The sequence below is a fragment of the Bilophila sp. genome (assembly GCF_057864385.1).
In genome coordinates this window covers 39,577-50,865 of sequence record NZ_DBMAFI010000026.1, presented here as the reverse complement: position 1 = coordinate 50,865, position 11,289 = coordinate 39,577, and the positions used below count along the sequence as shown (strand labels likewise).

Genomic DNA, 11,289 nt, shown 5'->3' with positions numbered 1-11,289 from the left:
AAATGGAGAATGTGGGCTTCTCGCGTGACCCGCAGACGTACATTGACGCCTTCATGGGTGGGGCGTGGTATGACCGGGCCGGGCGGAAGGAAGCCGAGCCGTTCGCGCAGGGCATTGCCCAAATCGCCAGCCAGACCGCCGGGAACCTTTTGGATATTGCCGGGGCGCTGCCGGAGCAGATCCGCCAGCAGGCGCTTTCCGGGCTTGAGACGGCAACATGGTCAGCCGGGCGTGGCATCTCCGATGCCTCGTGGAATTTCCAGTGGTGGGAAGAGGGCATGGCCGAAGAACGGCTTGAGGAAGCCGCCGAGGACATGCGCAACCAGATGACCGCCGTGGCGCAAAAGGTGTTTGCGGACGCGGGCATCTCGCAGTTCTTTGATTCGTTCGACGTCACCACCGACGAGGGGTTGCAGAAGGCGTCTACGGCGCTTTCCGCCATCAACGCGGTGACGAGCGCGACCGAAGCCATTACAAACCCGCTGTCCGAGATGGAGCAGCAGGCGCAGTCCGCCAAGGAGCAGCTCGACGCATGGACGCAGGGCATGAAGGATTCCGGTGTGAACGCGCAGTACGCTGCGGATCTCATTGATGAGTACCGGAACGCCTTCATCAACGATTACATCAATACGTTGGATGAATCGCTGCATCCGCTTTCCGCCTATGAGCAGGCGGTGAAGGCGGCGAACGAGGCTGTCGATCAGCGCAAGAAGGCGCTTGAAATCATCGGGGCTACGGAATCGCAGCTTGCGCAGGTGGAGGCCATGCGCGCGGAAGTGGTGAAACAGGCCACTGAGGAAATGCTGCGCACGTTCGATCAGTCCATCGCGCAGCGGTGGGCGGCGCTTGACGGCACCAGTGACGAAGTAAGCCGGGCCATTTCGCAGGAAAACGAATTGCGGGAAGCGATCAGCCAGTTCGGTGAAGGCTCCGCGCAGGTTGCGGAACTCATGAAGCTGCACGCGGCGGAAACGGCAAAGGCCGCGCAGGACGCCGCGAAATCCGAATATGATTCGCTCAAGGCGCAGATGGATGCGCTGGAGCAGCAACGGCTCCAGTTGCAACAACAGGCGATCCAAGAAGAGATCAACGCCCTTAACGAGCAGCTTTCCGCCGCGCAATCTCTCAAGAACACATGGGAAAACCTTGATAAGAGCCTTGAACAGTCCCGTTACGGCCTGTTCGCCGGGAACGCCAACATTGACGCGGAGAACCGTCTCGGCACGGTGCAGGCCGAGTTTCGGAGGCTGTCAGGGCTTGCTCTGGGCGGCGACTCCGACGCTGCGGGCCAGCTTGCGGGCGTGGGCAATTCCCTGCTCGATCTGGTGAAGCAGACGGCGGGGACGGAAGAGGAATACCTCGACGCGTTCTGGGCGGTGAATGCGCAGTTGAAAGCCGCGCAAGAGGCGGCGGGTGCGCAGGTGTCCGCCGCCGACAAACAACTTGAAACGCTGCAAGGCCAGCTTGATGCCCAGAATGCGGCCCTTGAGCAGCTTCAAGGTCAGAGCGCGACACTTGAAGAAATCGAGAAGCAGATTGCCGAGCTGAAACCGCTTTTGGATGCGGCGGCGGACAAGGCCGGGGTCAAGGCGTTCGCGGGAGGCGGCCTTGCCATGCCGGGGTGGGCGCTTGTGGGCGAAAAAGGGCCGGAACTGGTGAATTTCTCGCAGCCGAGACGCGTCTACACTGCGGCGGATACGGCGGCAATACTCCGGGGCGCGATACCTGGGGCAACATCCGGGGAAAGCCGCGAAAGCGGTGGGGAGGCAAGGGCATTGCGGCAGGAAGTCCATCAGCTTCGTCGGGATATGAATATTCTCCTCAGTGAGGTGGCAAAGTACGGGCGGCGCGTGTCGGATTTGGTCGAACTCTGGGATGTTGAAGGCGTGCCGACGAAGGTGGGCGTATGAAGGTCATAGAGCCACAGGCCGTCAGGCTGTTGTCCAGTTCCGTGCCGGAAGATGACGCCCCGGCGTGGGCTACGGAAGCCGCGTATGGCGTCGGGGATTCCGTCGTCTACGGGCATGAGGTTTACAAGGCCGTAGGCGCCAGCACAGGCAAACAGCCGGATCTGCATTGCGAAGGGACAGACGCGGTGTGGCGGCTCATGGGGCCGACGAACCGGTACGCCATGCTCGACCAGTACGTGTCTACGCAAACCGTTGCCCCGGCGGACGCCGAGACGCTGACGTTCACGGTGTCTTTCAACCGCTGTACGGCGTTTGCGCTCCTGAACTTCAAAGCCACGAGCATCCGGGCCGTGGTGAAGGACGGCGACGGCCTCGTTATGTACGATAACACCGTAAACACATTGAAGGATGTTGACGGTTATTGGGAATACTATTTCAGGCCCCTTGAGCGGGTTGTTGATCAGGCCGTGACCAACATTCCCTTGTCGCCCGTGGCCACGCTGGAGGTGACGCTCACGCAGAAGGGAGGCCCGGCGCTCGGCCATGTCGTGGCCGGACAGGCATGGCCCCTTGGCCTGACGCTTTACAACACGCAATGCTCCATCCGCGACTATTCCCGGAAGGATACCGACGAGTTCGGCAACACGCGGCTGGTCAAGCGGGCCAACGCCAAGCGCACGAGCCTGCCCTTGTATCTGCATCCGTCCCGGCTCGATACCGTGCGGGAAATCCTTTCCCGGCTGCATGGCCTTCCGGCGCTGTGGCTTGGCGACGACAACGAGGGCATCGGCTCCTACCAGTCGCTGACGGTTTGGGGGTGGCTTGAGGATTGGCGGGCAACTTTTGAAGGGCCGAACGAAATTTCCATGAGCGTTGACATACAGGGGTTGAAGTAATGGCAGTAAAACAGATTCCCAAGATTTCGGATCTCCCGGAGCCGCCGGACAGGCTGGTGGGCGATCAGGAACGGTTTGACGTGCTGACGTTCAACAGTCTGAAAGCGCAAAAGAAGATGGTCAACGAAGACCTGAACAAGACGCTTATTCCAGCATTGAACCAGTTCGCCGTGGATGTGAATGGCAGCGTCGAAGCAGCCGCAGCCTCAGCTACGGCAGCCGGGGAAAGTGCAAACCGGGCTCAGAGCCTCGTCAATCAGTACAGGGAAATGACCGCTGAGGCCGTCACTCTGGCGTCGGGGGCCGACGCGACCGCAACCTTTGATCCCGGCAATTCCAAGCTCACGCTCGGCATCCCACGCGGCGACACGGTAGTAGGTTTGACGAACGTCTCAAGTTTCAGGCTCGATCCTGACACCGGGCATTTGCGGTTTATGGTCGTGACATCGTCCGACATCACGGATGGTTACATTGATGATCGTGGAAATCTCATTATTTCCGTCAGCTAAAGGAGGACAAGCATATGGCGGGCAATACGCTTGACCTTGGCCGCGTCCGGCTTGTGCATAAAGGTGTGTACAGTTCCGGCACGGCTTACGAGTTTTTTGACTGTGTGACCTATAACGGTTCGTCATACGTATGCACGGCGTCAGGCGGGAGCCCCGCCGGGACGTTGCCCACGGACACATCAAAGTGGGCGCTCATGGCTCAAAAAGGCAATACGGGGGCTACGGGCGCAACGGGGGCTAAAGGCGACAAAGGGGATACCGGAGATACGGGAGCGAAAGGCGCAACCGGGGCCAAGGGCGTTTCGTTTGCGGTGAAGGGCGCATGGGCCAGCGGAACGGCCTACGTAAACAACGCTGCGCAAATTGACGTGGTGACGTATAGCGGCAGTTCCTACGCCTGCGTCAAAAGCCATACGTCTTCATCTTCCATTCTGCCGACCAACGCTACGTATTGGACGCTGATCGCACAAAAGGGAGCGACTGGAGCGACAGGAAAACAAGGAGAGAAAGGGGATAAGGGAGACAAGGGGGAACAAGGGCCGAAAGGCGCAACCGGAACGAAAGGCGCAACTGGAGCAACAGGACCGCAGGGGCCAAAAGGCGATGCGGGGGCGAGCATTACCGCAGTGGCCATCAACGCCAACGGGCATTTGATCGTTACGATAGGAGATTAACAAATGGCGCAACAAACATATGATCTTGGGCCGGTGTGCCCGATCTATAAAGGGGATTGGTCGGCAAAGGCCACATACGAAACCTTGAACATGGTTCGCCACGGCACTGCGCTGTGGGTAATGACCGCAAAGACCTATACTGTGGGCTCCACACCGTCCGACTCATCGACGTTCTGGAAAAAGGCCGCACAGGACGGAGCGGCGGGAGCGAAAGGCGCAACCGGGGCCAAGGGCGCTTCGCTTGTGGTGAAGGGCGCATGGGCCAGTGGAACGGCCTACGTAAACAACACTACGCAAATTGACGTGGTGACGTATAACGGCAGTTCCTATGCCTGCAAGAAAAGCCATACCTCCACCACCTCCATCCTCCCCACGAATACGGCTTACTGGACGCTGATCGCGCAAAAAGGCGCGACTGGAGCCAAAGGCGACAAAGGTGACAAAGGGGCCACGGGGGAACAAGGGCCGAAAGGCGACAAAGGTGATACGGGCGCTACTGGGCCGCAAGGCCCTAAAGGAGCCACGGGAGCGACAGGGCCACAAGGCCCGCAAGGGCCTGCGGGAAGCACTAGTTACGCGGCACACTCGGCAGTAGTTACGCCTAATGTAGTTGCTATATCTGAAAGGACTGGCGTTAACCTACCGAATGGAGGAACATGGCGGTATCTTGATAAGGGAACAAAAGCAATAGATGAAGCTGGAGGAACAATGGTTACCGGGCCAGCCCTTGCTATCAGAATAGCATGAAAAGGATAAAAAGATGACGGACTACAGACAAATCATCCACCGCACTTTTGACGACTCATACGTCATCACGAAAAATGGCATGCCCTACCATGTCTATCCCTACGCCGCCGAATTCGCGGAAGAATGGGACGAGGTGTTTGCCTACGCCGAAGCGCATCCGGAATGTGTGACCGAAGAAAAACCCTATGTGCCCACGCTGGAAGAGCTGAAAGCAGCGAAGAAGGCCCGGATCGACGCGGAAACGTCCGCCGCCATTGCTTCCGGGTTCGACTATGCCGTGGGCGGAGTCACCTATCATTTCAGCTATGACACCTTTGACCAGCAGAATTTTGCGGATACGGCGAATGTCTGCCTGATGAAGCAATCGGGAATGCCCGGCCTGCCCGAATCCGTGACGTGGAACGCCTACACAGTACCGGGCGGTGAACTTGAGCGTTTGACGTTCGACGCATCGGGCTTCCTCGCGCTCTACGCGGGCGGGGCCATGAATCACAAGAACGAGACGATGCAGCGCGGCGGGGAACGTAAAGCGGCTGTGGAGGCCGCGACCACGCCGGAAGAGGTTGAAGCCGCATGACCTACGGAAAACACATCCTCATCGGCTTCGATCAGTTCCTCAACACCCTCTTCATGGGCTGGCCTGACGAAACCTTGAGCAGCCGATGCTGGCGGTGGGAACAGGCAGGCATACGCACATGGCCCCGCAAGCTCGTGGACGCGCTGTTCTTCTGGGAAAGGGAACACTGTAAGAGCAGTTACGAAAGCGAGAGGGAGGGCAGGCAGTCGCCCCCTGAACTGCGGCGCGTGACCCCGGAAGCGTAAACCGTTAGAGTATGTTCAGGCAGAGGCGGGGGAGATTGGAGCCTCCCCCACCGGCTCGGCGTCTCACCGCCGAACCACGGCCCCACACGATGATTGCAGCATCGTGCAAGGTTTCCGCCAGTGTTTGTGCCCATTCTACGGGGCGCACGAAGGGTAACAGGCGGAACGGCGGGGCGCAAGACAGGACTCAACTCAGTGATGATAGGAGCTGAACAGGATAAGCGGCAGGATTGGACGTTTCAGGGGTTTGCCCCTCAGTTTGATGTCCATGTACGGGAGCAGTTGCCGTGGTATGGGATGGTGACGGAATCCATCGTGCTGATTGCGCGGCATTACATTCCTCGGCGGGGTCTGGTTTATGACCTTGGGGCCAGCACGGGGAACGTCGGGCGGGCTCTTTCGCCGACGCTGACGGAGAGAAACGCACGGCTTGTTGCGCTTGATGAAGTCCCGGACATGGTGAAGGCGTACAATGGGCCGGGTAGGGCGGTCATGGCTGACGTAGCCCGATATCCCTATAAGCCGTTTGATGTTGCTATCTGTTTCCTTGTCCTCATGTTCCTGCCCGTCCCGGAGCGGCGGCGTTTGCTTGCGACGCTGAGGGGGAAGGTGAAGCCGGGCGGGGCGATTATCGTGGTGGACAAGGAAGAATCCCCCGGCGGTTATCCGGCAACGGTGCTGTCCCGGCTGACGTGGGATTGCAAGCTCAGGCAGGGCGCGGAGCCGGGGGCGGTGATGCGGAAAGAGCTTTCACTGTCCGGCGTGCAGCGGCCTCTTTACCGTGGGGAGTTGGGGCCCGACGCCGTGGAGGTGTTCCGGTTCGGAGATTTTGCGGGATGGTTGATTGAGGGATAGAAAAAGCCCTCTCGGTAGTTCCGGGAGGGCTTTTTAGGCACATATTTTGACACATATTTGTGGTCTATTTCGCCACATTTTGACACATTATGCTGAGTGTAAGTTTAATTATTTAAATATATTAAACTATTGTCTAGTCCCTACGACGGGGACAAGGCCGTCGAAACAGTTATCCGCGAAGCCCGTGAACACGGTTTTCAGGGGATAAAGCTGCATCCCCTTTTCAATGCTTTTACGGCGAATGACGCCGTGGTGCATCCCCTGATGGAAGTCGCGCAACAGATGGATTTGCCTGTATTCATCCATTCGGGGCATCCACCTTTTTCCCTTCCCCACAGCATCATCCAGCTTGTGGAGGATTTTCCGAAAGTACGGATCGTGATGGTACACATGGGACATGGAAACGGCATCTACATTCAGGCCGCCATTGATCTTTCCAAGAAACACGACAATGTGTACCTCGAAACATCGGGGATGCCCATGCACACCAAAATCCGCGAGGCCTATAATACGGTCGGCAGCGAACGGGTTTTCTGGGGGAGCGATGCGCCGTTCCATCATTACCGGGTGGAAATGCTGCGGACGGAGGTCTGCGGATTGCCGGAGAACGCCCTTGAGAAGATCTTTTATCGCAATATCAAGCAGTTCTTAGGATTCTAGTTCAGATCCACAAAAAAAGAAGGCTGTATCATAGAAAACGGTTGATGCTTTATTTCCTTGAAATTCCAAAGAAATAACTAATAAAATCCCCCAATCACAGAGCCCACCAGCAGAAAGATTAAAGGAAAAGCATATATTTTCAATATATTGCTGAAATAAGACAACCATGTACTATGACAGAGCCAAAAAGAAAAGCCCCGTATGACGGGGCTTTCTGTCATCTGGAGGAGAAGATGAGCAGGAGCGCCAATGCGGTGAAGATGCATGCGGTGATCCGGTTGAGGATGATTTGCCCCCGGATGGAGGCGTTGAACCACTCGGCAAGCCTGCCGCCAAGGAACGAAACACCTCCGAAGACGATTAGCGTAGCGAGCTGAAAGAGGAGGCCAAAAGTGATGATCTGAAACGGGACATTTCCAAGTTCCGGTTTGGCGAATTGCGGAAGGAAGGCGAGGAAGAAAAGCGTAACCTTGGGGTTGGTAATGTTCATGATCACACCCCGCCGATACAAGGCCCAGTATCCGGGAAAGGTGCTTTGTTCAAGCCATGCCCTAGATGCGCCGCTGCGGAAGGAAAGCCATGCCAGATACAGCAGGTAGGCCGCCCCTGCACATTTCAAGACAGTAAAGGCCATCTCGGATGTCTGGAACAGTGCCGCAACGCCGAGGGCTACGGCTGCCGTATGCCCGAAAAGCCCGGTCATCAGCCCTAACGTGGTCATGATGCCGGCCCGAAAGCCATACAGGGCGGACTGGGTTAAAACGAAAATATTATCGGGGCCGGGGGCTAATCCCATTACTATGGCAGCAACAAAAAACGCTCCGAGGGTTTCAAGAGGCAGCATGTTCATATTCCCTATGGCATTGATGTGTATGACAGGCTGTATCTCTAATGCCTCGAAGCGGAAAAAGCAAACTTCAGAAGTGAGCGGATCAACCAAGCTCCATATGCCGATGCTCCACGGAAACAGCATAATCTTGCCGTTTGAGTGCCCGCATAAGGGCTTCTGTCATCGCCACGGAGCGGTGTTTCCCTCCCGTACATCCTAAGGCTACCGTAATACGGTAACGTCCTTCAGCATCATAAAGGGGCAAAAGAAAAGATAAAAAATCAATAAGCCGTTTTTTGAATTCTTTACCTGAAGGTTCACTGAAAACATATTCGGCAATGGCGCTCTCTTTTCCCGTCTGCGGGCGCAACGCTTCGACGAAGTAGGGATTGGGGAGAAAACGCAGATCAAAGACAAGATCCGCTTCGCGGGGAACGCCGTATTTGAACCCGAAGGAAATCAGATTGACCTTGATGGTGTGAAGGCGTTCTTGGGTGCTGTTCCATTTGCGTTGAATGCTCCGCCGCAAGTCGTGGATGGAAAAGGAAGAGGTATCGATGACATTATCGGCGATTTCCCGAACGGGAGCAAGGCGTTCCATTTCTTCGCGTACGGCCTGTTCCAAGCCGACGCCTTCCCGCTCAAGCGGATGGGGACGGCGAGTTGTGGCGTAGCGCCGCATGATGACGGCTGGATCTGCTTCCAGATAAAGGATCTTCGTGCGGAATCCCATACCGGACAGCCGATGCAGCGCCTGATCGAGTTCAGCCATAAACTCGCTGCGCCGCTGATCGAAACCGAGAGCTATGCCATGAGAAGGCTCAACGGAGGAACCCTGTAGAAGGCGCACCATCTCCGGCATGAGCTCTGGCGGCACCCCGTCCGCCGTGAACAGGCGCATGTCCTCAAAGACATGAAGTACAGTACTTTTGCCTGCACCGGAGAGCCCGGTGATGATGAAGATCGGCTTATCAGCATTCGCTTTGAGGCCTTCGGGAGTAGGGTTCATCGACTTTGTCACGGCATGTTTAGGAAGGAGAGGCTGATCCGTCATGAGTGCTTCCGTAGTAACAGGAAGCCCGCCCGGTGATACTCTCCGGGCGGGCTTGTTGAAATTACTTTATCGTATCGGCACAAGCCCTAGAAAATAGGATCTATCAATCCAAGGTTACCGTTCTTACGCCGATAGATGACATTGATGCGATCATTTTCCGAATTTAGGAAAGTGAGGAATTCAAAGTCATTTGCGTCAAGCTGCATGGCCGCTTCGTCGGGACTCATGGGCTTGGGAGAAAAATGGTCGCGCCCCGTAATCGTGCGTTCACCATCCTCTTCCGTTACTTCAAACGTATACACGTCAATATCATTGGCGCGCCCCTTCCGATGGATTTCCTTGTTCCGGGAAACAAACTTCTTGACCTGAGCTTCCAGCTTATCAAGAACAAGGTCGATGGAGGCGTACATATCTTCCGAGGCTTCACTGGCGGCAATATTGATGCCGTCACCGGTAAGCTGAACTTCAACGCGCTGGCGGAACTTGTCGACCGCCATATTTACCTGCGCATCAAGAGCGGGGTTCTTGCCGAAGAACCTTCCCAACTTCTCCATACGGCGACGGGCATACTTACGTAAATGTTCAGACGGCTCGAAATTCTTGAAAGTAAAGGAAATGTGCATGAAGCCTCCTTTGGCTGCTAACCAGTCCGCACAACGAATACCAAGATATCCGCAACGGACATTGCTTTGTCAGGCATGATTCCTTTACAACAACCTTTTTGAGGTCCTGTCAAGGGCTCTCAAGCGGCCTCGAACGGCTAAAAATGGGCCTTCCTTCTGGATGATGACGGAATATCCATTGCCATCCGGTACTTGGCTACCGTTCTCCGGGCTATATTCACCTTTAAGTGTTCCTTGAGAATTTCACCGATGCGTTCATCCGAGAGGGGATTTTTAGGATCTTCTTCACTGATGCACTTTTTGATGAGCGCCTTAACGCTCTCCGAACCCACTTGGCTTCCGTCATCCAATTCCAGCGCGCTGTTGAAGAAGAACTTGAGTTCGTACACGCCAAAGGGGGTTGCCACATACTTATTGGTCGTGATGCGGCTGACCGTGGATTCGTGCATGTTGATATCGTCGGCGATGTCTTTCAGGATAAGCGGCTTGAACTTGCTGATCCCTTCCTCAAAAAAGCCGCGCTGATGTTTTACAATACTTTCGACAACTTTGTACAATGTCCGCTGCCGTTGGTGCAGGCTTTTGATAAGCCACGCCGCGGAACGGATTTTTTCGTTGAAGTATTCTTTTTCCTTGCTGGACGCGTTTTCCGATGCATTATCATACACAGGGCTCAAGTGCAGATTCGGCAGTCCGTCCTCATTGAGGACAATAAGGAATTCTCCGTCCACCTTGTATACAAAGACATCAGGGCTGACATAAGTGGACACACCTTCGCCAAAACTCGCTCCAGGCATGGGATCAAGGGACTGGATGATATCCAGGTATTCCTTGAGTTCATCCATATCCAGCCGGAACTTGCGGAGCAGGGGCTTGTATCTGTGGGCCTCCAGATCCTCAAGGTGATCGCGCACGAGATCGACAAGGACCTGATCCCTGTCATATCCTAACGCCTTTATCTGGATGAGGAGGCATTCTTGAGGTGTTCGGGCGGCGACACCCACCGGATCGAATAACTGGATGGCCTTAAGAACCGTCTCTACCTCTTCGGCTGTAGGCCATGCCTTGTCTTTCGTTTCGTCGGTTGAAGCCTCGCCAGCAAAATCCGCACGTGCCATCTCCGCCATTTCTTCAAGGGATGCTTGAAGGTAGCCGGAAGAAGAAAGATTTCCGATAATGATTTCACCGAGTTCTTTCTGATCGTCAGTAAGGGAGGAAAGGCGGAGCTGCCACATAAGGTGGCTTTCAAGCGTGGGGCTGGAGGCATATCTGGCTTCCAGAGAACTCATTTCTTCGGGGAGCTCATAGTCTCTGGGCTGGACTTGCTGCGGGGTACTTGCGAATTCTCCGAGATAGTCTTCCCAGTCTTCGGAGCGGGCCACTTCCCGATCGTATGTAGGCTCATCGCGTGGGGATTCGGGGCGGACTTCTGCGGGGGGCTCGTTGGAGGGCTCATCCTGTATTTCTTCGAGAAACGGGTTTTCCAGCAGCTCCCGCTGAACCGTTTCCACAAGCTCCAAGCGGGATAGCTGCAATAGGCGGATAGCCTGCTGCAATTGTGGTGTCATCACCAGCTGTTGTGAAAGCTTAAGCTGCTGTCTGAGTTCCAATGCCATGCAAATATCCCGTTGTCATAAGAGTCTGTCCAACCCGCAGGAACACCTTAAAGAGGAGGGGAACCGACGGTACCCGTCAGGCCAAGAGCAACCG

Annotated in this window: 13 protein-coding genes; 9 read left to right on the top strand and 4 right to left on the bottom strand. The window is 55.8% G+C overall.

Annotated features, from left to right (window positions below; all coding sequences use genetic code 11):
- From ACZM8Y_RS10120 to ACZM8Y_RS10080, 9 genes are all read left to right on the top strand, one after another.
- On the top strand, positions 1–1,910 hold a 1,910-nt coding region (locus ACZM8Y_RS10120; RefSeq protein ID WP_489501720.1), incomplete at its 5' end, for a hypothetical protein.
- Positions 1,907–2,806 carry a hypothetical protein gene (locus ACZM8Y_RS10115; RefSeq protein WP_482333222.1) on the top strand — a complete coding sequence of 300 codons (900 nt, stop codon included), beginning with the start codon at positions 1,907–1,909 and terminating at the stop codon, positions 2,804–2,806. The genes ACZM8Y_RS10120 and ACZM8Y_RS10115, both read left to right, overlap by 4 nt.
- Positions 2,806–3,315, top strand: coding sequence for a hypothetical protein (locus ACZM8Y_RS10110; protein ID WP_482333224.1), 510 nt, complete (start codon positions 2,806–2,808; stop codon positions 3,313–3,315). Before ACZM8Y_RS10115 ends, ACZM8Y_RS10110 begins: the two co-directional genes overlap by 1 nt.
- A gap of 14 nt (positions 3,316–3,329) precedes the next feature.
- Positions 3,330–3,989: a carbohydrate-binding protein gene (locus ACZM8Y_RS10105; RefSeq protein WP_482333227.1), complete on the top strand. Its 660-nt coding sequence runs from the start codon at positions 3,330–3,332 to the stop codon at positions 3,987–3,989.
- Between the two features lie 3 nt (positions 3,990–3,992).
- Positions 3,993–4,736, top strand: coding sequence for a carbohydrate-binding protein (locus tag ACZM8Y_RS10100; protein WP_482333230.1), 744 nt, complete (start codon positions 3,993–3,995; stop codon positions 4,734–4,736).
- A 13-nt stretch (positions 4,737–4,749) separates the two neighbouring features.
- A complete protein-coding gene (locus ACZM8Y_RS10095; protein WP_482333233.1) occupies positions 4,750–5,313 on the top strand; it encodes a DUF4376 domain-containing protein in 564 nt (187 codons plus the stop codon).
- Complete coding sequence (locus ACZM8Y_RS10090) at positions 5,310–5,558, top strand: pseudouridine synthase (protein ID WP_482333236.1); 249 nt, start codon at positions 5,310–5,312, stop codon at positions 5,556–5,558. The genes ACZM8Y_RS10095 and ACZM8Y_RS10090 overlap by 4 nt, the downstream gene beginning before the upstream one ends.
- A gap of 198 nt (positions 5,559–5,756) precedes the next feature.
- The gene (locus ACZM8Y_RS10085; RefSeq protein ID WP_482333246.1) at positions 5,757–6,413 is read left to right on the top strand and encodes a class I SAM-dependent methyltransferase; all 657 of its coding nucleotides are present in this window, start codon (positions 5,757–5,759) and stop codon (positions 6,411–6,413) included.
- Between the two features lie 129 nt (positions 6,414–6,542).
- Positions 6,543–7,073 carry an amidohydrolase family protein gene (locus ACZM8Y_RS10080; RefSeq protein ID WP_479859263.1) on the top strand — a complete coding sequence of 177 codons (531 nt, stop codon included), beginning with the start codon at positions 6,543–6,545 and terminating at the stop codon, positions 7,071–7,073.
- A gap of 217 nt (positions 7,074–7,290) precedes the next feature.
- Here the strand turns inward: ACZM8Y_RS10080 and ACZM8Y_RS10075 are convergent, their stop codons facing one another.
- The 4 genes from ACZM8Y_RS10075 to rpoN form a co-directional block, all read right to left on the bottom strand.
- Complete coding sequence (locus ACZM8Y_RS10075; RefSeq protein ID WP_337432025.1) at positions 7,291–7,917, bottom strand: LysE family translocator; 627 nt, start codon at positions 7,915–7,917, stop codon at positions 7,291–7,293.
- A gap of 88 nt (positions 7,918–8,005) precedes the next feature.
- Positions 8,006–8,911 (bottom strand): RNase adapter RapZ, encoded by a 906-nt coding sequence (rapZ, locus tag ACZM8Y_RS10070; protein ID WP_482333248.1) that lies wholly within the window; start codon positions 8,909–8,911, stop codon positions 8,006–8,008.
- Positions 8,912–9,042: 131 nt separating this feature from the next.
- Entirely contained in the window at positions 9,043–9,579 is a 537-nt protein-coding gene (gene hpf / locus ACZM8Y_RS10065; RefSeq protein ID WP_302553993.1) for a ribosome hibernation-promoting factor, HPF/YfiA family, read from the bottom strand.
- Positions 9,580–9,716: 137 nt separating this feature from the next.
- A complete protein-coding gene (gene rpoN / locus ACZM8Y_RS10060) occupies positions 9,717–11,195 on the bottom strand; it encodes an RNA polymerase factor sigma-54 (protein WP_302553994.1) in 1,479 nt (492 codons plus the stop codon).
- Positions 11,196–11,289 lie beyond the last annotated feature (94 nt).